The organism is Comamonas denitrificans (assembly GCF_017368815.1).
Lineage (GTDB): Bacteria > Pseudomonadota > Gammaproteobacteria > Burkholderiales > Burkholderiaceae_C > Comamonas > Comamonas denitrificans.
The window spans coordinates 37,381-62,207 of sequence record NZ_JAFNME010000007.1 but is presented as its reverse complement, the minus strand read 5'-3'; the positions used below and the strand labels follow the sequence as shown (position 1 = coordinate 62,207).

Genomic DNA, 24,827 nt, shown 5'->3' with positions numbered 1-24,827 from the left:
ATCAGCGCTTCTCTTGATTTGCCAACAAAAACATCGCTCAATCAACAGAAACCAAATTACCGCGAGGTGGAGCAGCTTGGTAGCTCGTTGGGCTCATAACCCAAAGGTCGGTGGTTCAAATCCATCCCTCGCAACCAAACCAAAAAAACCAGCTAACTGCTGGTTTTTTTTCGTCCCTATTTTTTTGGACTGCAGTCTGCTGACAGCACTCTGAATAGGGCTTTGGGCTGCCAGCGCTGCGGAAAATCCCTAGAATCGGGGTTTTTCCGATTTCTTATTAATAAAAAAGACTGCCATGACACACGTCGTCACCGAGAACTGCATCAAATGTAAATACACCGATTGCGTGGATGTTTGCCCCGTGGATTGCTTCCGCGAAGGCCCGAACATGCTGGTCATTGATCCCGACGAGTGCATTGACTGCGCCGTTTGCATCCCCGAGTGCCCGGCCGACGCTATTTTTGCTGAAGAGGACACCCCCGCCGATCAGCTGCACTTCATCAAGCTCAATGCCGACCTGGCCTTTGCCAAGGGCTGGACAAGCATTACCAAGCGCAAAGCCGCCATGCCCGATGCCGACGAGTGGAATGGCAAGGACGGCAAGCTGGCCATGCTGGAGCGCTGAGCCTGCCTGTCGGCACCCACCCGCCCCCGTACCAGCAACAGCCCCCTAGGGGGCTGTTGGCGTTTGAGGCAGAGTGTTTCAGTGGGATGTAGCCAGGTGCTGCATTGACCCCCCAGCATTGTGGTTTTAAGCTGCCAGTTTTGCTGATTTTCTCGACTCAGGAGCTTGTATGAATACCAACGCCAGCCGCTTTTTGCCCACCGACCGTGAGGCACGGCTCAAGGAGCTGGATTTGGAAATTGTGCGCTTGGCCATCATCTGCAAAATCCGCCTGCTCGATCCCGGCATTGCCGAGCGGGTGCTGGCCAACGACACCAGCCTGTGCGACATCCAGCATTGCAACAACGCCTTCCGCACCCTGCGCGGTCTGCTGCTGATGCACTACAACGAGCTCAACGCCATCAACGCCGAAGCCGACCCGCAAACCATGCGCGTGGTGGCGCAAAACGTGCGCGATGCCCTTAAGGGCGTGATTGGCGGGCAACTGGGCGGGCACGGGGCGATGTAATCCCTCTTCGGGCAGGTATTTAGTGCTCCTGCCCTATTGCACCCGTCCGGTCGGTAGCCCCGGCACGGCCAAGTCACGCCAGGGCGAGGCCTGTACCTGGACGCGCCCCTCCCGCAAGGCCTGCACCAGTTGTGCCTGTTGCTGTTCCGTAGCCTGCGGCCAGCGCACTTCACCGACCTGCTGCCAATGCGCCTGCTCTCTCTGCGTGTCACGGGCAAACACCCGGCACATCAGGTTGTACCGGACCGTCGTGCACAGCAACTGCTGAGGCTGCTCGCTGGTGCTGTCCAGAGACGCTTGCAAGACCAGGCAAGAGGCCGTTTGCGGATCGGGGGATGGCTGCGCACCCGCTGTTGGGGCAGATTTTTGTCCCGCGCCCCGGCAGACACTGCCACTGGTGATTTCCTTATCGGCCAGCGCTTGCCACCAGTCCTCGGGCGGCTGGGCGTGGCCCGGAGCGATGGCCAGCCGACTGCGCCAATCGGCGGCCGACAGCGCGCTGGCCTGCCGGGGCAGGTAGCGCTTGGCTTCGGCACCCAGTATCTGGCGCACATCCTGCGCCACCTCCCCTTGGGCAAATGCGGGTAAACCTTGCAAGCGCTGCAGCGCTGGCAGCCCGTGGCGGCCATGGTCAAAGCGCAAATCCTGCAGGGCCTGCAGCGTCGGTGCCTGCATGCCGTCCGCCAAGCGCTGGTACTGGCTGGCCGCACCAATACGGTAAGGATCGAGCAAAGGGGTGTGCAACAGCACCAGCAGCGCCATGACCAGCCAGGACATGGCCGGATTGATACGGCCGATCCGTTGCAGCCACGCGGCGGCATCACGCTCCAGCGCCGCCCAGGCATAGCCCAAGGCATAGAGCATGAGCACGCCGGCGATGGCCACAGCCCAGATGCGCTCATGCGTCCAGCCGTATTGGCGCACGCGCAACGCCACGGCCCACAGGGCCAGAGCGGCCAGCACCGGCATCAGCGCCAGGGCGGCGGCAATCAAGGCCCGCAGCGCGGTGGGGTAAGGCGCTGCCTGGCGGCTGCCGTCTTGGTAAACGGCATTGACGAAAACCAACAGGCACAACAGCACCCCCATGAGCAACGGGGCCGCCTTGCGCGTTTCCCACAGCGGCTGCACGCCGGTGAAGGGCAAAAAAGCCACGAACAGCACCACCACCAGCGCCAATAGCGGCAGCAGCAGGCGGTACAGGGTGAGCACCAGTTGCAGCATCAGGCGCAAAGGCCGGGGCTGGCCACGTGCCAGCAGCACACCCAGACCGGCCATCAGCCCCGTGGCCATGTACACGAAAGCCGGGGCCGTAAAAGTATCGGCAAACAGCCGCACCTTGACCAAAGCAAACAGCCCGGCCCACAACCCCAGCACGGCCCAGCCCAGGGCAACAAATTGCAGGGCAAAGCCCAGCACCACGGCGTTGTTCCAGGCGTGGTCAAACAGCAGGGCATACGGCACGCGGCGCAGGCTGCGTTGTTGCTGCAGCGCCTGCATCCATGCCAGGGCGATAAACAGCAATGCCCCCTGACTCAGCAACCAGGGCACCCAGGCGCTGCCACTGCGTGCATCCTGGCTGCCCAGCAGCCACCAGACGCTGCCATGCAAGGCCACCAGCAGCAGCGCCAGCGCCGCCATGCCGCGCCACAGCAAGCGGTCGCCCAGCTGGCGCACGCACAGCACAAAAAAACCCGGCACCGCCAGCAGCAAAGAGAGGGCAATCAGCCGCAGCGGCCCGGCAGGGCCAAACCAGCCCTCCAGCAAAGCGTACACACCCGCACCTTGCACCAGGGTGGTGAGCACCATCACCTCCTTGGTCAAACGCGGCAGATCGGCGGTGGGGGCGAAGCGGTCAGTGGCCATGGCAAGGGTGATGGGGCAGGTATTTGTTCAGGCCGTCAATGCTGCAACTGCGCCCACACTTTGTCCAGGCGCTTGCTGCTCACCGGGTACGGCGTGCGCAGCTCTTGGGCGAAGAAGCTCACGCGCAGCTCTTCCAGCATCCAGCGGTATTCCTGCAGCCGCGCATCGTGTTGGCCTTTGCGCTGGGCCAGCAGGCGGGTATAGCGCTGCTGCAGCGGTTGCAGTTCCTTCAATTTGGCGGCATCGCGGGCCGGGTCGGCGCGGTATTTATCCAGGCGGATGGTGATGGCCTTCAGGTAGCGGGCAAAGTGCTGCAGCTGCGCCCAGGGGGTGCGGGCGATGAAGTCCTTGGGCATCAGATTGTGTAGCTGCTTGCCTGCGTCCTCTGTGGCCTCTTGGGCGTTTTTGGTGTCTTTGATCTTGCGCTGGGCGCTGGCGTATTCGGTCAAGATGGTGGCGGCCAAGCGGGCCACTTCCTGGGCGATCAGGGTCAGGCGGGCGCGGCCCTCTTGCACGCGCTGGGCGAACTGGGCGGCATCCTGGGGCAAGGGCTCTTGCACAAAAGCGCGGTCCAGCGCCACATCCAGAATCTGCGCCCGCAGCTCTTCTTGCGTGCCCAGCGGCATGTAGGCCACGGCCATTTTTTGCAGGTCGGGGATATTTTTTTCCAGGTATTTCAGCGCGTCTTTCACCTGCAAGGCGCACAGGCGGCGCAGGCCCTGGCGGTGGCGGGCGGCGGCAATGTCCGGCTCGTCAAACACTTCGATGGTGACGGCATCGCCCTGGTCGATGAGGGCGGGAAAGCCGATCAGCGTTTGCTTGCCCTGCTGGATTTCCATCAGCTCAGGCAAGCTGCCAAAGTCCCAGCTGGTGTGGCGTGCGCCTGCGGCATGGGGCGCAGCCGTTCCCGGGGAGTTATCTTTTTCAATAGCTGATTGCGCTTTTAAATTGGTGTTTTTAGGCTGTTTTGGCTCTGAAACAGCTTTATCTTCAGCGGAAGAAGCTATTTTTAATGAAGCCAGCGCCTGGAAGGCCCCCCGCGCCTTGCTGCCCCACTGGGCCTTGAGGGCGGCGATATTACGCCCTTGCGCCAGCTGGCGGCCATGCTCGTCGATGATGCGCAGGTTCATGAACAGGTGGGTGCCCAGCATGTCGGGCTTGAAGTCGGCACGTTTCACGTCCAGGCCGGTCTCTTGGCGCACCTGCTCCAGCAGGGCATCGATCAGCCCGCCCTGCCCCCAACGCTCGGGCTGGGTGAACAGCGCGGCCAGGCGCTCGGCGCTTTCGGGCAGCGGCACCAGGCGGCTGCGCGGGCGCTGGGGCAGGCTTTTCAGCAGGGCCTGGATTTTTTCTTTCAGCATTCCCGGCACCAGCCACTCGGCGCGGTCTTCGCTGACCTGGTTCAGGGCAAACAGCGGCACCGTCACCGTCAAACCATCGCGGGCATCCCCGGGGCTGTGCAAATAGCTGGCCGCGCAATCGACACCGCCCAGGCGCACCAGCTTGGGGAAGGCATCGGTGGTGATGCCCGCCGCCTCGTGGCGCATGAGTTCGTCTTTGGACAGGCGCAGCAGCTGGGGCTGCTCTTTGCTGGCCTGGCGGTACCACGCGTCAAAAGTCGCGCCGCTGAAAATGCCGTCGGGGATGTGCTGGTCGTAAAAGGCGTAGATCAGCGCATCGTCCACCAGCACGTCTTGGCGGCGGCTTTTGTGCTCCAGCTCTTCGACCTTGCGGATGGTTTTGTGGTTGGCAGCCAAAAATGGCCAGGTGGTTTCCCACTCGCCCTCGACCAGGGCGCGGCGGATGAACATTTGCCGCGCATCGTGCGGGTCTTTGCGGCCATAGCTCACGCCCCGGTTGTTATAGACCACCAGGCCGTAGAGCGTGGCGCGTTCAAAGGCGATCACGTCGGCGCGTTTCTTGCTCCAGTGCGGGTCGAGCAGTTGTTTTTTCAGCAGATGGGCACCGACTTCTTCCAGCCACTGCGGCTCAATCGCCGCAATGCCCCGGCCATACAGGCGCGAGGTTTCCACCTGCTCGGCGGCCACAATCCAGCGCCCCGGCTTTTTGCTCAAATGCGCCCCCGGATGCGGGTGGAACTTGATGCCGTGTGCGCCCAGGTAGGCCTCGCTCTCTTCACCCTTAAAGCCGATGTTGCCCAGCAGGCCGCACAGCATGGACAGGTGCACCGCCTCGTAGCTGGCGGGCTGGGTATTGATCTGCCACTGCTGCTCTTTCACCACGGTGAGCAGTTGCGAGTAAATATCGCGCCACTCGCGCACGCGGCGGATGTTGATGAAGTTTTGGCGCAGCAGCTGCTCCCACTGGCGGTTGCTGAGTTTGTGGGTGTCTTGCTCAGGTGCTATCGACTCAGTAGCTGCAGGCGCTTGCATACGCTGGGCTACAGGCAAGAAAGACTGATTTTTTTGCGCTGCCACCGGTGCCTTGTGCGCGGCCTGGGCCGCCATCTCCTTGCGGCTTTTGGCCACGGCCTTGCCGCCGCGGGCATCCTGCAGCCACTGCCACAGGCGCAGGTAGCCGGAGAACTCGCTTTTCTCGTCGTCAAACTTGGCGTGCTGCTGGTCGGCCTGGGCCTGCGCCTCTAGGGGGCGGTCGCGCACGTCCTGCACGCTCAGGGCGGCGGCAATGACCAGCACCTCGGCCAGCGCCCCGCGGCTGCGGGCCTCAACAATCATGCGGCCCACGCGCGGGTCCAGCGGCAGGCGCGACAGGGCTTTGCCCATGGGCAGCAGGCCGCCGCGCTCATCAACCGCGCCCAGCTCTTGCAAGAGCTGGTAGCCATCGGCAATCGCCCGGCCCGAGGGGGCTTGCAAAAAGGGGAAGTTCACCACATCGCCCAGCCCCAGCGCCTTCATGCGCAGGATGACCCCGGCCAGCGAAGAGCGCAAAATTTCCGGGTCGGTAAAGGCGTCGCGCTGGTTGAAATCGGCCTCGTCGTACAGGCGAATGCAGATGCCGTTGGCCACGCGCCCGCAGCGCCCGGCGCGTTGGTTGGCGGCGGCCTGGCTGATCGGCTCGACCAGCAATTGCTCCACCTTGCTTCTGAATGAATAGCGCTTAACGCGGGCTGTGCCTGCGTCAATCACGTATTTGATGCCAGGAACGGTGAGCGAAGTTTCCGCCACGTTGGTCGCCAGCACAATGCGCCGCTGACTGTGGCTGTCAAAAATGCGGTCTTGCTCGGCCTGCGACAGGCGCGAGAACAGGGGCAGCACCTCGCTGTTGCGCAGCGCTGGGTAGTGCTGCAGGTGCTGGCGCAAGTGGTCGGCGGCCTCGCGAATTTCGCGCTCGCCGGGCAGAAAAATCAAAATGTCGCCGCCCGCGCCGCCTTGCCACAGCTCGTCCACGCCATCGGCAATGGCCTCGTTCAGGCCGTAATCCTTTTTCTCTTCAAAGGGCCGCCAGCGCATTTCCACCGGGTAGGTGCGCCCGGACACCATGATCACCGGCGCGGCCTGCCCCTGGGCATCGGCAAAGTGCCGGGCAAAGCGCTCGGCATCAATCGTGGCCGAGGTCACCACCACCTTCAAATCGGGCCGCTGGGGCAGGATTTGCTTCAAATACCCAAGCAAAAAGTCGATGTTCAGGCTGCGCTCGTGCGCCTCGTCAATGATCAAGGTGTCGTAGGCCTTGAGCAGTGGATCGGTCTGCGTCTCGGCCAGCAAAATGCCGTCCGTCATCAGCTTGACCGACGCGCCTTTTTGCAGCGTGTCCTGAAAGCGCACCTTAAAACCCACCACCTCGCCCAGCGGCGTGTTCAGCTCTTGCGCAATGCGCTTGGCCACGCTGCTGGCGGCAATGCGCCGGGGCTGGGTGTGGCCAATCAGCCGCCCGCGCTGCCCTTGCGGCGCATTGCACACGCCCCGACCCAGCGCCAGGGCGATTTTGGGCAGCTGCGTGGTTTTGCCCGAGCCGGTTTCGCCGCAGACGATGATGACCTGGTGGGCCTGCAGCGCCTCGGCAATCTCTTGGCGACGGGCGGATACAGGAAGGGCTTCGGGGAAGGTGATCTGCAAGGAAGTTAGAGAAGGCATAAGGGGCGGGATTATCCCAGCAAGCTTTGTACCCGCGCCTGCAACACCGCCGGAGTGACCTCTGCCCCAGCCAAAGGGGTGCCAATGTTTAAACCCACCCGGTTGAACACCCCCCGGCGAAATGGGCGCTTCATGGCACCGTTGCTTTCGATGCGGCTGAAGAACGAGCCCCACAGCCCCGTCAGCGCCATGGGCACGGTGGGCACCTGCAGGCCTTCTTTTTGTGCCCGGCGCAGGATTTTCACCACCCCACCTTTAAACGGCTGCACCTGGCCATCGCCGGTAATGCCGCCTTCGGGGAAGATGCCCAGAACATCGCCCTCGGCCAGCACTTGCTGGGCCGTATCAAAGGCCCGTTCGTAAGCCTGCGGGTCTTCATGGTGCGGGGCAATCGGAATGCACTTGGCCAGGCGAAAAATCCAGCCCAGCACCGGTACTTTAAAAATCCGGTGGTCCATGATGAAGCGAATCGGCCGGGGGCTGGCCGCCATGAGCAGCACCGCATCGACAAAGCTGATGTGGTTGGCCACCAGCACGGCGGGCCCGGTGATGGGAATGTGTTCATCGCCCACCACCCGAAAGCGGTAAATCAGGCGCGAGAGCACCCAGGCAATAAAGCGCAAGACATATTCAGGCACCAGCATGAAGATGTGAAAACTCACCACCGCATTGGCCAGCCCCAGCAGCAAAAAAATCTGGGGAATGCTCCAGCCACGGCCCAGGAGCAGACCAACGATCAGGCTGCTGGCGACCATGAACAGGGCATTCAAAATATTGTTCGCGGCAATGATGCGGGCGCGGTGCGTGGGGGCGCTGCGCAGCTGAATCAGGGCATACATGGGCACGCTGTACAGGCCGACAAACAGGCTCACCAGCAGCAAATCGGCCAGCACGCGCCAGTGGGCTGGCTGGGTGATAAAGGCAGCCACCCCCATTTCAGCCTGTAGCGGCAAACTGCGCGTGGCAAAGTACAGGTCAATGGCAAACACCGTCATGCCAATTGCCCCCACCGGCACCAAGCCAATCTCGACATGGCGGTGCGAGAATTTTTCACACAGCAGCGACCCCACGCCCACGCCCACGGAAAACACCACCAGCAACAGAGAGGCCACCTGCTCATTGCCGTGCAACACCTCTTTGGCAAACGCGGGGAAATTGGCCAGAAACACCGCGCCAAAAAACCACATCCACGAAATGCCCAGCAGCGAGCGAAACACCACCACCTGCTGGCGGGCCAGTTGCAGGTTGCGCCAAGTCTCGGTGAAAGGGTTCCAATTGATATGCAACTGCGGCGTGGTCGCCGGCAGCACCGGCACCATCTGGGCGCTGATGCGCCCCAGCAGCGCCAGCCCCAGGCACGCCAGCGCCACGGCGGTGTGGCCAATCCCGGGCAGCGCCACCAGCAGGCCGCCCGCGACGTTGCCCAGCAAAATGGCCACAAACGTGCCCATCTCGATCATGCCGTTGCCACCGGTCAGCTCGCGCTCGCTCAGCACCTGGGGCAAATAGGCGTATTTCACCGGGCCAAACAAGGTCGAATGCAGGCCCATCAAAAACACACAGCCCAGCAACAGCGGCACCTGGCTGGCAAAAAAGCCCCAGGCGGCCAGCAGCATGATGGCAATCTCCAAATCCTTGACCAGCCGGATCAGGCTGGTCTTGGGGTACTTATCGGCCAGTTGCCCGCTGGTGGCGGAAAACAACAAGAACGGCAGGATAAACAGCGCCCCAATCACCAACCCGGCCTGGGCGGCGGGCAGCCAGCTGACCGACAGCTGGTAGGTGACCAAGACCGTAAACGCAAACTTGAACAGGTTGTCATTGGCCGCCCCGGCAAACTGCGTCCAGAAAAACGGCGCAAAGCGGCGCTGGCGCAGCAGGGCAAACTGGCTGGGAGGCGGGCTCGGCGGCAAAGAGGAACAGGAGGTGTTTTGGCGCATAGTGAAAACAAGAGCTGCTTGCGCTTAAAAACAATCTATTTAAAGAATAAATCTTTAAAAATTTGTTGTTTTATGAGCGCAAACAGCTCTTTTAAAAGTAGCAAAGAACGCTACGGTGCTGGCAGAACCGATGAACGATCAGTCCTTCAACGCCACCAGAGGGTGGCTGTGCGCGGGCCAGGGGCTGACAAAAAAGGCGCGCCATGCGTCCTCGGTCACCTCTTCGATGCGTGCTGGGTTCCAGCGCGGGGTTTGGTCTTTGTCGATGGCCAGGGCGCGGATGCCTTCCATCGTTTCGCTTTGCCCCGGGCGCAGGAAGAAGCAGTTGCGCACCAAATCGCGCTCCATGCGCAGGTCTTCGGCCATGGTCATGCTGCGGGCGCGGCGGATTTGCTCCAGGATGACGTGCAGCAGCAGCGGCGAGCGCTTGCGCAGGGCCGCGGCGGTGTGCTGCGCCCATGCGCTGGATGCGCTGCTGGTGTCGGCCTCCAGGGTGTCAATGATGGCCTGCACCGTGGGCAGGGCAAACACGCGATCAATCGCGCTGGTGTCGCGCACCGCCTCTGGCCCCTGGGGCTGGGTGCGGCTGGCGGCAAAGGCCTGCACGGCGGCGCTATCGGCAAAGCTTTGCGTGGCCAGCGCTTCCCACAGCCCAGCCTGCTCGGCAGCGGGCAGGTACGCATCGGCCCAGCCAAAGGCGATGGCTTCGCTGGCGGCCAGGCTCTCGCCGGCCAGGCCCAGCCATTCACCCACCCGCCCAGGGCAACGGGCCAAAAAGTAGCCGCCGCCCACATCGGGGAACAGGCCGATCAGCGCCTCAGGCATGGCCAGCTTGGATTTTTCGGTGACGATGCGCAGGCTGGCCCCTTGGCTGATGCCCATGCCGCCGCCCATGACCACGCCATCCATAAAGGCGATGTAGGGCTTGGGGTAGGTGAAGATGACGTGGTTGAGGGTGTATTCCTCGGTAAAAAAGTCCTCGATCTGCGGACTGCCCGCTTGCACCGTCTGGTGCAAAAAGCGGATGTCCCCACCGGCGCAGAAGTGGCCAAATACGCCCTCTTTGTGGCTGCCGCGAATGGCCACGGCCAGCACCGCCGGATCATCGCGCCAAGCCAGCAGCTGGGCCAGCAGGCCGCGCACCATGCCCAGCGACAGGGCGTTGAGCGCCTTGGGGCGGTTCAAAGTAATAAAGCCCACTTGGCCGCGCACTTCGCACAGCAGTTCGGTGGTTTGCGTCATGGTCTGGTGTCTCCTTGGATTGGCGCAAAGATTGGCGCAAAAAATGGCCACCATACCGCAAACCCAGGCGGGCCATGGTGCAAAAACTGTCTTTCAAGCTGCAAATAACGACACTCCCAACGCCTGCCCAAGGGCCAGAAAACCCGCGCACGCAGCGCATCGGCCGCACAGGCCGCTGGCGGCGCAAAGCGCGGGCATACTCGCGCCCCTGTTCGTTTTTTCTGTTGTTCTTTTCTGAAAGCGCTTTGTCCGTGCCGCCCCTGCCCACTCCCGCCGTTACGCTCAACCGCCACGCCATTTGGCGCGGTTTTCAGCAATTGCTGCCGATTTCGCTGTTCGTCGCCGTCTTTGGCCTGGCCTTTGGGCTGGCCGCCGTCCAAACCGGGCTGGGCGGCAGCGCCATTGTGCTGATGAGTGCCCTGGTGTTTACCGGGGCAGCGCAGTTTGCCACGCTGGATTTGTGGGGGGCACAGGTGCCGCTGGTGCCCCTGGCGGTCACGGTGTTTGCCATCAATGCCCGCCATCTGCTGATGGGGGCCACCCTCTACCCTTGGCTGCGCCATCTGCCGCCCGTGCAGCGCTATGCGGTGATGTTGGTGGCCTCGGATGCCAACTGGGCCCTGTCCATTCAGGCACTGGGCCAAAACGACACCAACCGGGGCCTGGGCCTGCTGCTGGGCGGGGGGCTGGCGCTGTGGCTGTTTTGGATTGTGGGCACTTGGCTGGGCTTGTACATGGGCAACGCCATTGCCGACCCGGTGCGCTGGGGGCTGGACATGGTGATGGGCTGCTTTTTGCTGACCATGGTGGTGGATGGACGCAAAGACCGGCGCCTGGTTGCCATTTGGGCCATGGCGGCCGGGGCATCGCTGCTGGCCTGGCGCTACCTGCCGGAAAACAGCCACGTGGTGGTGGGGGCCATCGCCGGCGGCCTGCTGGGCGCGTTCTGGCCCGAGGAGAACGCCGCATGAGCATCGCCACGACCGATCTGGGCACCTTGCTCATCATCCTCATCATGGCCCTCGTCACCCTGGCAACGCGCTGGGGCGGGGTGTTCATCATGGCGTTTGTGCCCATCAGCCGCCGGGTGCAGCAGTTCATCCGGGCCATGTCCGGCTCGGTGCTGATTGCCCTGTTGGCCCCCTTGGCCGCCCAGGGCGACGGCGGGGCCAAGCTGGCCCTGCTTGTCACCGCAGGGGTGGCCCTGGTGCTGAAAAAGCCCCTGCCCGCCATTAGCGCCGGGATTGTGGCGGCGGCGCTGTTTCGGCAGTTGGCACCGCTGCTGGGCGGGGCATAAAAAAGCCCGCCGCAGGAGCGCTCTGGCACCCCTGCGGCGGGCCGCTGTGCGGCGCAAACAGATTACAGCCGCTGTGCCACCCAGGCTTGCACGCTGGCCAGCGCTTGGGGCAGTGCGGCCGGTTGGGTGCCGCCGGCCATGGCCATGTCGGGCTTGCCGCCGCCTTTGCCGCCAACTTGTTGGGCAACAAAATTCACCAGCTCGCCAGCCTTGACCTTACCCAGGGTGTCGGGCGTGACACCAGCGGCCAGCTGCACTTTGTCGCCATCGACGGCGGCCAGCACGATGGCGGCGCTTTTGAGCTTGTCTTTGAGTTTGTCCAGGGTATCGCGCAGGGTTTTGGCATCGGCCCCTTCCAGTTGCGCAGCAAGGATTTTCACGCCCTGCACTTCCACGGCCTGCCCCAGCAGTTCATCGCCCTGGTTGGAGGCGAGCTTGCCTTTGAGCTGGGCCACTTCTTTTTCCAGGGTTTTGATCTGCTCCAGCGTGCTGACGATGCGGGTGGTCAGCTCGGCCGTGGGTGCTTTCAGGGTGCTGGCCGCCGCATCGACGGTGGCCTCCAAGCCTTGCAGGTAGGTCAGCGCGTTCAGGCCAGTGACGGCTTCGACGCGGCGCACGCCAGCGGCCACGCCGCTTTCGGCCACGATTTTGAACAGGCCGATATCCCCCGTGCGCTGCACGTGGGTGCCGCCGCACAGCTCGCGGCTGGTGCCAATGTCCAGCACGCGCACGGTTTCGCCGTATTTCTCGCCAAACAGCATCATCGCGCCAGTGGCTTTGGCCGCCTCGATGTCCATCACGCGGGCATCGGTGGCGGTGTTGGCCAAAATTTCAGCGTTCACCAGCGCTTCAATCTGCGCAATTTGCGCAGGCGTGACCGGGGCGTTGTGCGTGAAGTCAAAGCGCGTGCGCTCAGCATTCACCAAGCTGCCTTTTTGCTGCACATGCTCGCCCAGCACGGTGTGCAGCGCATGGTGCATGAGGTGGGTGACGGAGTGGTTGCGCATGGTGGCCGCGCGCAGATCGGTATCGACCTGGGCTTGCACGGCATCGCCCACTTTCAGGCTGCCCTCGGCCAGCACGCCGTGGTGGCCAAACACATCGGCTTTGATTTTTTGCGTGTCTTGCACGACAAAACGGCTGCTGCCAGCGCTGATCACGCCCTGGTCGCCCACTTGGCCGCCGCTTTCGGCATAAAAGGGAGTGCTTTCCAGCACGATTACGCCACTTTCACCAGCATTCAATACAGAAACTGGCGTACCTTCTGCGTAAAGAGCTACGATTTTTGTTGATTCGGCCAGCTGCGTGTAACCGGTAAACGCGTTGGCAGCGCCCTGGTAGTCCAGCAGTTTGTCCATCTTGAACTTGCCGGCGGCGCGGGCCGTTTCTTTTTGGTGCTGCATGGCGGCGTTAAAGCCAGCTTCATCCACGCTCAGGCCGCGCTCGCGGCAGACATCGTTGGTCAAATCCAGCGGGAAGCCGTAGGTGTCGTGCAGCTTGAAGGCCACCTCGCCAGGCAACTGCTGCTGGCCACCGGCCAGGGCGCTGTCCAAAATTTCCATGCCGTGGGCCAGGGTCTCGAAAAAGCGCTCTTCCTCGACTCGCAGCACCTCGGTAATGCGGGCTTCTTGTGCGGCCAGCTTGGGGTAGGCCGCGCCCATTTGCTGCACCAAATCTTGCACCAGCTTGTGGAAAAACGGCGTTTTCTGGCCCAGCTTGTAGCCGTGGCGAATAGCGCGGCGCACGATGCGGCGTTGCACATAGCCCCGGCCTTCGTTGCTGGGAATCACGCCATCGACAATCAAAAAGCTGGTGGCGCGGATGTGGTCGGCAATCACTTTGAGCGATGGGTTGGCCAGATCGGCACAGCCGGTTTCGCGTGCTGCGGCCTTGATGAGCGCATCGAACAGGTCGATTTCGTAGTTGCTGTGCACGTGCTGCAAGATGGCGGCCAGGCGCTCCAGCCCCATGCCGGTGTCCACACAAGGCGCGGGCAGCGGGGTGACGCTGCCGTCTTCGTGCATCTCGAACTGCATGAACACGTTGTTCCAGATTTCGATGAAGCGGTCGCCATCTTCATCGGGGCTGCCCGGAGGGCCGCCAGGGATGTGCGCCCCGTGGTCGTAGAAGATTTCGCTGCACGGGCCGCAGGGGCCGGTGTCGGCCATCATCCAGAAGTTGTCGCTCTTGTAGCGCCCGCCCTTGTTGTCGCCGATGCGAATCACGCGCTCGGGCGGCAGGCCGATTTCTTTCGTCCAGATGTCGTAGGCCTCGTCGTCCTCGGCGTACACGGTGGCCAGCAGCTTGTCGGCGGGCAATTTATACACTTCGGTGAGCAGCTCCCAGGCCCACTTCAGGCTTTCGCGCTTGAAGTAGTCGCCAAAGCTCCAGTTGCCCAGCATTTCAAAAAAGGTGTGGTGGCGGGCGGTGTAACCGACGTTTTCCAGGTCGTTGTGCTTGCCGCCGGCCCGCAGGCAGGCCTGCACCGACGTGGCGCGCTGGTACGAGCGCTTGTCGGTGCCCAAAAACACGTCCTTGAACTGCACCATGCCGCTGTTGGTGAACATCAGCGTGGGATCGTTGCCGGGGACCAGGGGGCTGGACTCGACGATGGTGTGGCCCTTGGAAGCAAAGAAGTCCAGAAACGTCTTCCGAATATCGGCAACGGTAAAAGCAGGTTGGCTCATGGGGGAAGGAAGAAAAAAGGTGTCAAAAAAAGAAACACCAAAGCGCCGCAAGCGGCGCTCTGTGATCGAAGCGGTCAGTATTTTAGAGCTGCCATTTTTTCAGCAGCTTGTCTGGCGTAAGACTGTCATAGCCTTCAAAGGGCTGGTGAATCCAGGGGTTGGTGGGCAAATCCTCGACCGAGTAATCGGCGCGGAAGGTGGAAATGCCCTTCGTCCAGAGCACCGCCGTGCGCAGCTCGGTGATCGGTGGGTAGCTCTCTTGCAGGCGCTTGACCACAGCGGTCAGCGTCACGCCCGAATCGGCCAAGTCATCAACCAGCAGCACGCGCCCGGCAATCTCGCCCTTGGGCGTGGCAATAAAGCGGCCAATATCGAGGTGGCCGCGCAAAGTGCCCGCCTCGGCCCGGTACGAGCTGGTGGACATGATGGCCAGCGGTTTGTCAAAAATGCGGCTCAGGATATCGCCTGGGCGCAGGCCCCCACGGGCCAGACACAAAATGGTGTCGAATTGCCAACCGGATTTGTGAATTTGCAGTGCCAGCTTTTCAATCAAACCGTGGTAATCGTCGTAACTTACGTACAAGTGTTTGCCGTCTTCCGTCAGCATAGGAAACATCCTTTATGGCCTTAAACGGCGCTATAGGGGTTATGAAGCAAGATGGTGTGATCGCGGTCCGGGCTGGTGGAGACCATCGCAATCGGCACACCGGTCACTTCCTGAATACGGTCCAGATAGCGGCGCGCATTGGCGGGCAGCTGGGCGTAATCGGTCACGCCCACGGTGGTATCCGTCCAGCCAGGCATGGTTTCATAAATGGGCTTGCAGCGCTCGATATCGTCCGCGCCCAGGGGCAGGATGTCGATGGTCTCGCCGTCCAATTCATACCCGACGCACAGTTGCAGCTCGGTCAGGCCATCGAGCACATCCAGCTTGGTAATGCACAGGCCCGACAAGCCATTGATCTGCGCCGAGCGCTTGAGCAGCGCCGCATCAAACCAGCCACAGCGCCGTGCGCGGCCCGTGGTCACGCCTTTTTCGGCACCGATGGTGCTCATGTGGTAGCCAGGGGTGCCCTCTTTTTCCCAATCTAACTCGGTCGGAAAGGGGCCGCTGCCCACGCGGGTGCAATACGCCTTGGTAATGCCCAGCACGTAATGCAGCATGCCCGGCCCCACACCCGCACCGGCCGAGGCATTGCCGGCTACGCAGTTGCTGGAGGTAACGTAGGGGTAAGTGCCGTGGTCCACGTCCAACAGTGTGCCCTGGGCCCCTTCAAACAGCAGGTTGCCACCCGCGTTGTAGGTTTCATGCAGCTCGCGCGAAACGTCGGCAATCATGGGTTTGAGCGCTTGGGCTTGCTCCATGGCTTCGTTGTACACCGCGTCAAACTGCACTTCGCCATTGACGATGTAGGGTTTGAGCGCTTCAGGAAATTCAAACGTGCGGCTGCCCAGCACCTCGACCAACACATGGTTGTGCAGCGCCAGCAAATCGCGCAGCTTGGCGGCAAAGCGCTCAGGGTGCTTCAAATCCTGCACGCGCAGGGCGCGGCGGGCAATTTTGTCTTCGTAAGTCGGGCCAATGCCTTTGCCAGTGGTGCCGATTTTTTGCTGGCCGCCTTGCTCGCGGGCGGCTTCGCGGGCCACATCCAGCGCTTGGTGAACCGGCAAAATCAGCGGGCACGCTTCCGAAATGCGCAAACGATTGCGCACCTGCACGCCCGCCTTTTCCAGGCCGGCAATTTCTTCAAACAACTTGCCCACCGACAACACCACCCCATTGCCAATAAAGCACTTCACCCCCGGGCGCATGATGCCGCTGGGAATCAGGTGCAAGGCGGTTTTTTGGCCATTGATCACCAAGGTGTGGCCAGCGTTGTGCCCGCCTTGGAAGCGGACCACCCCTTGGGCACTTTCGGTCAGCCAATCGACCAATTTGCCTTTGCCTTCGTCACCCCATTGAGTGCCAACGACCACCACGTTACGAGCTTTGTTTGCGTTCATCACGTTCACATCCATAAAAGAAGGAAAACTGTTTAAAGGGCTTGCACCGTCCACTGGCCATCGACTTGGGCCAGTTTTCGGTTGCAGCGAAATTCATCCACCCGGTCATCCTGCCCCGGCAGGGTGCAGACCACGGTTTCGCCCGCTTGGCGCAATTGGGCAATCAGCGCATGCAGCGCAGCATCGTGCGCCCAGGGCGCGCGGATGGCGGCTTTGAGCGGGCGCGCAGGCACAACGGCAACCAGCTGCTTGATATCCAAACTAAAGCCGGCCGCTGGGCGGTTGCGGCCAAACACGGCCCCCACTTCGTCGTAGCGCCCACCACGCACCAGCGCATCGCTGGCCTGGGGCACGTAAGCGGCAAAGCGCGTGCCGCTGTAGTAGGCGTACCCGCGCAAGTCGGCCAAATCGAAGGTGAAATTCACCCCGGTAAATTGCTCGGCCAGATATTGCAAATTTTGCAGCACTTGCCGCACGGCAGGTGTAGCTTTCAAGGCTTTTTCTGCTTCTTTTAAAACCTTTTCGTCCCCGTACAGCTGCAAAATTGCGAGCAACCCTTCGCGGGCAGGCGCAGGAAAGTTTTTGGTCAGCTGGGCCAGCTCGGTGGCATCTTTGGCAGCCAAAGCGGCATGCACCCGCTGCAACACGGCGGCATCCACCATCACGCCAGCGCACAGATGGCGCACGATGCGCACATCGGCCAAATCCACGCTGAAGTCTTTCACCCCCGCGCCGCGCAGGCAGTCCAGGGCCAGGGCCAGGGCCTCGACATCGGCCTCCATGCCGGCATGGCCGTAAATTTCAGCCCCAAACTGCAGCGGCTCGCGCGTGGCGCGGGGGCGGTCAGGCTGGGTGTGCAGCACCGGCCCGCAATAGCACAAGCGGGCAATGCCGGGACGGTTGAGCAAGTGCGCATCAATGCGGGCGGCTTGCTGGGTCGTATCGGCCCGCAGCCCCAGGGTGCGGCCCGAGAGTTGATCGACCAGTTTGAACGTTTGCAGATTGAGCGCTTCCCCTGCGCCGGTAAGCAGGGAGTCGAGGTATTCGAGCATCGGCGGCATGATCAATTCATACCCGTAGCTGCGGGCCGTATCCAAAAGACCACGGCGCAATTCCTCGATATGCCGCGCCTCAGAGGGCAAGACGTCGGCAATGTGATCCGGCAAGAGCCAGGCTGACATGAAGGAGAAAGAAAAAAGGGGGAGCTGTTAAAAACGTGATTCTATCGGGTCACAGGCCCGCCCCTTGGAAAAGGACTGGGCCTGCACTGCGATATCGACAGAAGCCGTGACAAGGGCGGCTCTGCAAGGGCGGCACCCACCGGCGGTGCCTGGGCCTTAGAACGTGTTCACGATCTCCTCATGGGTGTGCGGGCGCGGCTTCGGGCAGTCTGCGTCGTTGCAAATCCTCGCAATAGCCAAGCTATTGCTGTGGTTTGCGCCTCGCAACCCATCCCGAACCGCATCCCCCACACCTTCATTCGAGATCAGGAACACGTTCTTAGTTGGCTGCCGAAGCGCTGCCACCTTGGCGGTAGGGCTTGAAGAATTCGGTGCTGGCAGGATCGATGACCAAAACATCGCTCTTATTGGCAAAACTGGCCTTATAAGCCTCTAAGCTGCGATAAAACTTGGCAAATTGCGCATCTTGCCCAAAGGCCTCGGCATACAGCCGTGCGGCCTCCGCATCGCCCAAGCCTTTGACCTTTTGCGCATCCCGGTAGGCATTGGCCACAGTCACTTCACGCTGGCGATCGGCATCGGCACGAATTTTTTCGCCCTCGGCTGCGCCGGTGGAGCGCAACTCGTTGGCCACGCGCTTGCGCTCGGCTTCCATGCGGCGATAAACCGATTCGGTAATGGTCTCGGCGTAATCGACGCGCGTAATGCGCACGTCCACCACATCCATGCCCCAGGGCTTGCCCCGGCGAATGGCTTCAACCACTTCTTTCTTGACATCGGCCATCAAGGTTTCGCGCTTGGAAGACAACAGCTCGCGCACGGTGCGCCGGTTGATTTCTTCTTGGAAGGCGTTGCGCACCACACGATTGAGCTGCAGGGTGCCGGCGTTTTCATCGAGGCCGACGTTGCGGATGTATTCCGACGGATCGGTAATGCGCCAACGCACATACCAGTCAATCACTACGCGCTGCTTTTCCGCCGTGAGCATGGGCTCGGTGTCCGTGCTCTCCAGGGTTAGCAAGCGCTTGTCAATGTAACTGACGTTTTGAAACGGCGGCGGCAGCTTCCAGTTCAAACCCGGCTCAGTAATGACGGTTTTAATTTGCCCCAAGGCATAGACCACGCCAAATTGCCGCTGATCGACAACAAACAGCATGGAGCTGGCCAGCGCCAGCGCAACCAGGGCCGAGGTAGCGAAAAAAGCCAATCGATTCACTCTTTAACTCCTAAGCGTTTAACGCGATTAACGGGCACGCGAACGGTCGGCATCGCGAGCGCGGGTACTGCTGGCGGGGGGATTGGGCTCCAGCGCCGCAGCATTGCCGGAAGGGGCTGGCGCGCGGCTGGCGGCCTCGGCAGCGGCACGCGGATTGACCCCAGCGTTTTGCATGACTTTGTCCAATGGCAAATACAGCAAGCCTTGGCGCGAATCGACCAATACCTTGGTCACATTGCTGTAAACCTCTTCCAGCGCTTCGGTATAGAGGCGCTCACGCGTGACTTGCGGTGCTTTTTTGTATTCGGTCAGCAAATAGCTAAAGCGCTGGGCATCACCTTCGGCCTGGGCCACGATGCGGGCTTTGTACCCTTCGGCCTCTTGTGCCAAACGGGCCGCTGTACCTTTGGCCCGAGGAATCACATCGTTGGCGTAGGCTTCGGCCTCATTTTTAGCCCGTTCGCGCTCTTGGCCCGCTTTGAGCACATCATCAAACGCGGCTTGCACCTGCTCCGGCGGGCGCACACCGCCTTGCTGCAAGTTAATCCCGACGATTTCCACGCCCACGGCGTAGCGGTCCAGAATGGTTTGCATCAGTTCACGCACCCGAGGAGCAATTTGATCGCGCTCTTCGGCCAAAGCCGAATCCATCCGCATCTTGCCCACCACTTCGCGCACGGCCGATTCAGCTGCTTGCACCACCGCGATATCGGGGTTCTTGCTTTCAAACAGCCAGGCACGGGCATCGCTTAAGCGGTATTGCACGGCAAACTTGATTTCGACAATGTTTTCGTCTTCGGTCAGCATGGCCGATTCGCGCAGACCGGTGCTTTTAATCACGATATCGCGGCCAATATCCACCGAGCGAATTTGAGTGACAAACACCAACTCATGGCTTTGCACCGGATACGGTATGCGCCAGTTGATACCCGCCCCCACAGTGGAGTGGTAGCGACCAAACTGGGTGACCACGGCTTGCTGGCCCTCTTGCACAATGAAAAAGCCTGTACCCAGCCAAATCAAAGCCGCCAAACCGCTGATCAAACCGATGCCAATGCCGGTGCCTTTCATGTCCGGCGGCGTATTGTCCGGACGCAGACCGTCGCCACGTCCGCCCCCGCCTTTATTGCCCATCAAGCCCGACAGCTTGCGGTTTAAATCGCGCCACAGCTCATCCAAGTCCGGGGGTTGCCCGCCACCAGAGCCCTGGGGACCACGCCCCCGCGGTGGGGGTGGAGGGGGCGGAGGCGTTGGCCGATCATCCGAATCGGCCGGGCGCTGTTCGCCCCCCTCCTCACCCCGACCCCAACGCGGGTCATTTAAATTGAACATGCCGCGCAAACCAGGAAGTGCAAGTACCCAGCGAGGAAGGCGATGAGGAACATTCATGCGCAAAATCTCAATGAAAAGAAGGCGGTGTTTCCACCGTGATCAAAACAAGCTTTCGCCCTTATCAGGCTCAACAGAACAGATAGGGGGAAGATCCGAAAATTCCCGAGCAGCTGCGGTTGGTGCCTGCAATACCCGCTGGGTCAACAGCTCACGCAGCGCATCCAAGCCCTGGTTGGCTGCAGCACTGACAAAAATACGGGGCAGCATTTGGCCATCGACTTCGTAGTGGTCTTGCAACCGCAAGGGGCGCTGCGCAGGCTCTATGGCATCCAATTTATTGAACACCAACACTTGGGGAATGGCACTGGCACCAATTTCGGCCAGCACTTGCTGCACTTGGCCAATTTGCTCACGGTAATTGGGATTGGCCGCATCGACGACATGCAACAGCAAATCAGCATCAATGGCCTCTTGCAGCGTTGCTTGAAACGCATCAATCAGCCCGTGCGGTAAGGCACGGATAAAGCCCACCGTGTCCGAGAGCGACACCGAGGTTTGCGCCCCTTCCAGATACATCTGCCGTGTGGTGGTATCCAACGTGGCAAACAACTGGTCGGCAGCATAAGCCTGGGCTTTGACCAGGGTATTGAATAGCGTGGATTTACCCGCATTGGTGTAACCGACCAAAGAGACCGTAAACACCCCATGGCGCTGGCGTTGACGGCGCTGGGTACCGCGCTGTTTTTTCACCTTTTGCAGTTTCTCCTTGGTGCGCTTGATGGCTTCGCCAATCATGCGCTTATCCAATTCGATCTGTGTCTCGCCCGGGCCTCCGCGCTGGCCGATACCGCCTTGCTGGCGCTCCAAGTGGCTCCAGCGGCGCACCAGTCGGGTGCTCAAATACTGCAACCGCGCCAATTCGACCTGCAACTTACCCTCGTGGCTGCGGGCACGCTGGGCAAAAATCTCCAGAATCAACATCGTGCGGTCATTGACCGGGCACTGCAAAAAGCGCTCTAAATTGCGCTGTTGCGCAGGGCTTAAGGCCTGGTCAAACAGCACCTCCTTGGCCTGGTGCATATCGACCAAGAGTTTGAGCTCTTCGGCCTTGCCGCTGCCAATGAACAAGGCCGGATCAGGTGCTTTGCGCTTGCACACCAAATCGGCCACCGGCTGCATACCCGCCGTCTCGGCCAGCAAGCCCAGTTCTTGCAGCTCGCCATCAAAATGTGAAAAACCCAAATCCACCCCAACCAAAATAACTGGGGTGGATGCAGACAGAGAGGAAGATGATAAGGATGCGGTCATATAGCGCTAGCCTGCGCGAGTTCAGGCACCCACGCACCCCAGATTAATGGTCTCAAGCGGCCGCGCTGTCGTCAGCTTCAGTCACGCTGAAATTCACCGGGCGACCGGGAACGATGGTTGAGATGGCATGTTTGTAAACCATTTGCGTTACGGTGTTACGCAACAGCACGACATATTGGTCAAACGACTCAATTTGGCCTTGCAATTTAATGCCATTGACCAAGTAAATCGAAACTGGGACATGCTCACGGCGCAGGGCATTTAAAAACGGATCCTGCAAAAGTTGGCCTTTATTGCTCACGATATAACTCCGTGTTAGGGGTTGTTGTTGTAAACCGACACCTTACCACAGCAAAGAAAGACTTATGCGCTAAGGCAAGTGAGTTTCTTTACTGCGAAGGGGATTTTATTTCTTGTTCTTCTCAGCATAGGGGTTGTCTGCCGTTTTAAATTCAACGCGCAAGGGTGTCCCCACCAAATTGAATTCCTTGCGAAAGCGCCCTTCCAAAAAGCGCTTGTACGCATCGGTAACCAGATTGAGCGAATTGCCATGGATCACGATGATGGGCGGGTTCATCCCCCCTTGGTGGGCGTAGCGCATTTTCGGGCGGTAGGCGCCAACTTTTTTCGGGGTTTGGAATTGCAGCGACTCCAGCAGCACGCGGGTGAGCACCGGGGTGGACATTTTGCAGGTCGCCGCCTTGTGCGCCTGCGCAATGGAGGCCCACAGCGGTGCCAGACCTTGGCGTTTGATCGCAGAAATAAAGTGCAGATTGGCAAACTTTAAGAAGCCCAGGCGCGTTTCGATGGAGCGCTGCACCAGCTCGCGCTGATACTCATCAAGCGCATCCCATTTGTTCACAGCCAACACCACGGCGCGGCCACTTTCCAGGATGTAGCCGGCGATATGCGCATCTTGGTCGGTCACCCCTTCGGTGGCATCAATCAGCAGCAACACAACGTTGGCCGATTCAATGGCTTGCAGGGTTTTGACGACGGAGAACTTCTCAATCGCCTGAAACACCTTGCCTTTGCGCCGCAGCCCTGCCGTGTCAATCAGTTCAAACTTTTGCCCATTGCGCTCAAAGGGCACGCTGATGGCATCGCGCGTCGTGCCCGGCAAGTCAAAAGCGACCAAACGCTCTTCGCCCAGCCAGGTGTTGATGAGGGTGGATTTACCGGCATTGGGGCGACCGGCCAGGGCCAGTTTGATCGGGGCCACCTCGCCCTCTGCCAGCTCGGGCAAATCCTCTTCATCGGGCAGTTGCAAAGGGGCCAAGGCCAAATCGACCAGATCACGCACCCCTTGGCCATGGGCGGCGGAGACCGGATAGACCTCCCCCAGCCCCAGCTCATAAAACTCGGACAGTTGCGCACCGGCCTGCATGCCTTCGGCTTTGTTGGCCACCAGCAAGCACGGTTTGCTCAAGCGACGCAGGTAGTTAGCAATTTCGTGGTCCTGGGCCGACAAACCATCGCGGGCATCGACGACAAAGACCACCACATCGGCCTCGGTAACGGCTTGGCGGGTTTGCTTGGCCATCTCCCGAAAAATGCCTTGCGAAGCATCGGGCTCAAAGCCACCCGTATCAATCACGATGTATTCGCGCTTGCCCTGGCGGCCTTGGCCATAGTGGCGGTCGCGCGTCAGTCCGGCGTAGTCCGAAACGATGGCATCGCGCGACTTGGTCAGGCGATTAAACAAGGTGGATTTGCCCACATTGGGCCGCCCTACCAGGGCAATCACGGGTTTCATGTGAATTCTTAACTTTTTAATCAGGGCGGAAGCCGTACACCCCGCCATTGCGGGTCAGCACCACCAGGGTATCGGCCACCACCACGGGGGTGGCGGCAATGCCGCTGCTGTCGGTGGTCAAACGGTTGAGCGGGGTGCCATCGTCTTTAGAGAGCATATGCACTAAACCAGAGCTATCACCGACCACCACAGAACGACCTAAGGCCAAAGGAGCGGTCAATTGCCGCAGCTGCAAGCGCTGCGTGCTCCATTGTTTGCTGCCATCGCGGCGGCTCCAGGCCTGTACGGTGCCATTGCTTTCGCTGCCAAAGACCTGCTCGGCATTGCTGGCAATGCCAACCGCGCCGGTGGCTTTCGCCGTCCACATCAGCCGGGCTTGGCCGACATCAACGCAGCCTACGCTGGCTTGGTAGGCGCGGGCACAGACCACATCGTTGTTGCGGGTGGAGGGGCCAACCAAATCGACCAGGCGCTCCACATCATTGGTGCCCCGGGGCGCAGCCAAGGGCGCTTCCCACAGCACGGCACCGTTGTCCGGATCGATTGCCACCAGGCGGCCCGACAGGCCCGCCAACAAGGTATTGCCATGGGCGACCAACACGCCCTGCTGGCGCAGCACCAGGGGTTCGCCATCGCGCTGCAGCGTCCACAAGTGGGCACCGTCTTGGGCATCGTAGGCGCTCAAATGGCGGTCGGCGGTGAGCACAAACACCCGGCCACCGGCCACCAGCGGTGCGGTGTAGGCGGCCGCATTGAGCGGTTTGCTCCATTGCGTGCGGCCTTGGTCCAGCAGCACCAATTCATTGGCCACGGTGACCACCGCGGCCTGGGTGCCATCGCTGCCCACGCCGGTCAGCAAGGCTTTGCCGACCTGGCCGCGCCATTGTTCACGGCCCGTGGCTCCGTCCAGGCTCACCACGGTGCCATCGGCCGCAGCCAGCACCAGGCTTTGGCCCACCACTTGGGGGGCGATGCTGGCATTTTTCAAACTGGGAATGCTGCTGTGCCAGGCCTGGCGCACGGGCAGCAGGGGGATGTTGGGGCCCAAATCAGCAGGTTTCGGTGTTTTGGAGCCGCAAGCGGCCACCCCAAAAGCAAGGGCCAAAACCAAAGCGCTGCGCTGCGCCCAGCGGGGAAGAGGAGATGTTGTCATTACGAAGCCTGCGGTGTTGTAGTTGCCACGCCCAAGGCGTTGAGTTTGAAGCCCACCAGGGCGCGGTATTCCAAACGGGGATCGAGCTGCTGCCACGCTTGCTGGTAGGCGGCAATGGCCTCTTGCGTTTTGCCTTGCAGCTGCAGCACATCGCCCAGGCGATCTTGCACCAGGGCGTTGAATTCAGGGGCGATAGCGCCTTGCAGCACAGCAGCGGCGGCATCGTAGTCTTTGGCCTCGACGTGCAGGGCCGCCAGGCGCAATTTGGCCGCTGCTTGGTAGCCGGGGTCTTCAGCGTGGTCAGCGGCCCACTGCAAAGCGGCTTTGGCGGTATCAGATTTGTGGGCTGCTTCGGCCGATTTGGCCACCTGCAGCGCCGCTTGGCTGGCTTGCACGGTGCTGCCGTATTCATTTTTCAGGGCTTCAAAGGCCAGGGCCACGCGGCCTTGGTCTTGGCTTTCAATGGCAACAGTCACCGCATCGGCCAAGGCGGCGGCTTGCTCTGCCTGGCGTTGTTGCCACAGCTGCCAGCCGTTCCAAGCGGCAAAACTGCCCAGTACCACGACCAAAACACTGGTGATCGGGGTGCCCCACTGGTTCCAAAAATGCTTGAGCTGGTCAAGCTGTTCCTGTTCTTCTAAGTCCAAATGCGTTGCCATC

19 protein-coding genes and 1 tRNA gene are annotated in these 24,827 nt (G+C 61.0%); 5 read left to right on the top strand and 15 right to left on the bottom strand.

The window, feature by feature from the left end; translation table 11 throughout:
* The first annotated feature begins 60 nt into the window (after positions 1-60).
* From J1777_RS04755 to J1777_RS04745, 3 genes are all read left to right on the top strand, one after another.
* A tRNA-Met gene (locus J1777_RS04755) sits at positions 61-137 on the top strand.
* Positions 138-295: 158 nt separating this feature from the next.
* Positions 296-625, top strand: a complete 330-nt coding sequence (gene fdxA, locus J1777_RS04750) for a ferredoxin FdxA (protein ID WP_207574697.1) — start codon at positions 296-298, stop codon at positions 623-625.
* A 169-nt stretch (positions 626-794) separates the two neighbouring features.
* Positions 795-1,133 carry a hypothetical protein gene (locus tag J1777_RS04745; RefSeq protein WP_207574696.1) on the top strand — a complete coding sequence of 113 codons (339 nt, stop codon included), beginning with the start codon at positions 795-797 and terminating at the stop codon, positions 1,131-1,133.
* A gap of 33 nt (positions 1,134-1,166) precedes the next feature.
* Here the strand turns inward: J1777_RS04745 and J1777_RS04740 are convergent, their stop codons facing one another.
* The 4 genes from J1777_RS04740 to J1777_RS04725 form a co-directional block, all read right to left on the bottom strand.
* Positions 1,167-2,996, bottom strand: a complete 1,830-nt coding sequence (locus J1777_RS04740) for a DUF4153 domain-containing protein (RefSeq protein WP_207574695.1) — start codon at positions 2,994-2,996, stop codon at positions 1,167-1,169.
* 35 nt (positions 2,997-3,031) lie between these two features.
* A complete protein-coding gene (gene hrpA, locus J1777_RS04735; RefSeq protein ID WP_207574694.1) occupies positions 3,032-7,051 on the bottom strand; it encodes an ATP-dependent RNA helicase HrpA in 4,020 nt (1,339 codons plus the stop codon).
* 11 nt (positions 7,052-7,062) lie between these two features.
* The gene (locus tag J1777_RS04730) at positions 7,063-8,991 is read right to left on the bottom strand and encodes an MFS transporter (RefSeq protein ID WP_207574693.1); all 1,929 of its coding nucleotides are present in this window, start codon (positions 8,989-8,991) and stop codon (positions 7,063-7,065) included.
* A gap of 138 nt (positions 8,992-9,129) precedes the next feature.
* Positions 9,130-10,233 (bottom strand): enoyl-CoA hydratase/isomerase family protein, encoded by a 1,104-nt coding sequence (locus J1777_RS04725; protein WP_207574692.1) that lies wholly within the window; start codon positions 10,231-10,233, stop codon positions 9,130-9,132.
* A 74-nt stretch (positions 10,234-10,307) separates the two neighbouring features.
* On the opposite strand from J1777_RS04725, the gene J1777_RS04720 reads away from it, so the two are divergent.
* Together J1777_RS04720 and J1777_RS04715 are read left to right on the top strand one after the other, a co-directional pair.
* Positions 10,308-11,204, top strand: coding sequence for an AzlC family ABC transporter permease (locus J1777_RS04720; RefSeq protein ID WP_207574691.1), 897 nt, complete (start codon positions 10,308-10,310; stop codon positions 11,202-11,204).
* Positions 11,201-11,530: an AzlD family protein gene (locus tag J1777_RS04715; protein ID WP_207574690.1), complete on the top strand. Its 330-nt coding sequence runs from the start codon at positions 11,201-11,203 to the stop codon at positions 11,528-11,530. Before J1777_RS04720 ends, J1777_RS04715 begins: the two co-directional genes overlap by 4 nt.
* 62 nt (positions 11,531-11,592) lie before the next feature.
* On the opposite strand, the gene alaS is transcribed toward J1777_RS04715, so the two are convergent.
* From alaS to J1777_RS04660, 11 genes are all read right to left on the bottom strand, one after another.
* Positions 11,593-14,217, bottom strand: coding sequence for an alanine--tRNA ligase (alaS, locus tag J1777_RS04710; protein ID WP_207574689.1), 2,625 nt, complete (start codon positions 14,215-14,217; stop codon positions 11,593-11,595).
* An 82-nt stretch (positions 14,218-14,299) separates the two neighbouring features.
* Positions 14,300-14,824 carry a phosphoribosyltransferase gene (locus J1777_RS04705; protein ID WP_207574688.1) on the bottom strand — a complete coding sequence of 175 codons (525 nt, stop codon included), beginning with the start codon at positions 14,822-14,824 and terminating at the stop codon, positions 14,300-14,302.
* 20 nt (positions 14,825-14,844) lie between these two features.
* Positions 14,845-16,221, bottom strand: a complete 1,377-nt coding sequence (locus J1777_RS04700) for an adenylosuccinate synthase (protein WP_207574687.1) — start codon at positions 16,219-16,221, stop codon at positions 14,845-14,847.
* Positions 16,222-16,253: 32 nt separating this feature from the next.
* Complete coding sequence (locus J1777_RS04695; protein ID WP_207574686.1) at positions 16,254-17,402, bottom strand: ATP phosphoribosyltransferase regulatory subunit; 1,149 nt, start codon at positions 17,400-17,402, stop codon at positions 16,254-16,256.
* Positions 17,403-17,721: 319 nt separating this feature from the next.
* Positions 17,722-18,618: an SPFH domain-containing protein gene (hflC, locus tag J1777_RS04690; protein ID WP_207574685.1), complete on the bottom strand. Its 897-nt coding sequence runs from the start codon at positions 18,616-18,618 to the stop codon at positions 17,722-17,724.
* A 27-nt stretch (positions 18,619-18,645) separates the two neighbouring features.
* A complete protein-coding gene (hflK, locus tag J1777_RS04685; protein ID WP_207574684.1) occupies positions 18,646-20,007 on the bottom strand; it encodes an FtsH protease activity modulator HflK in 1,362 nt (453 codons plus the stop codon).
* Between the two features lie 42 nt (positions 20,008-20,049).
* Entirely contained in the window at positions 20,050-21,258 is a 1,209-nt protein-coding gene (gene hflX / locus J1777_RS04680) for a GTPase HflX (protein WP_207574683.1), read from the bottom strand.
* 52 nt (positions 21,259-21,310) lie between these two features.
* Entirely contained in the window at positions 21,311-21,559 is a 249-nt protein-coding gene (gene hfq / locus J1777_RS04675) for an RNA chaperone Hfq (protein WP_207574682.1), read from the bottom strand.
* A gap of 105 nt (positions 21,560-21,664) precedes the next feature.
* Positions 21,665-23,014 carry a ribosome biogenesis GTPase Der gene (gene der, locus J1777_RS04670; protein ID WP_207574681.1) on the bottom strand — a complete coding sequence of 450 codons (1,350 nt, stop codon included), beginning with the start codon at positions 23,012-23,014 and terminating at the stop codon, positions 21,665-21,667.
* Between the two features lie 16 nt (positions 23,015-23,030).
* Positions 23,031-24,167: an outer membrane protein assembly factor BamB gene (gene bamB, locus J1777_RS04665; RefSeq protein ID WP_207574680.1), complete on the bottom strand. Its 1,137-nt coding sequence runs from the start codon at positions 24,165-24,167 to the stop codon at positions 23,031-23,033.
* Positions 24,167-24,826 carry a YfgM family protein gene (locus tag J1777_RS04660; protein WP_207574679.1) on the bottom strand — a complete coding sequence of 220 codons (660 nt, stop codon included), beginning with the start codon at positions 24,824-24,826 and terminating at the stop codon, positions 24,167-24,169. Before J1777_RS04660 ends, bamB begins: the two co-directional genes overlap by 1 nt.
* Between the last annotated feature and the right edge of the window lies 1 nt (position 24,827).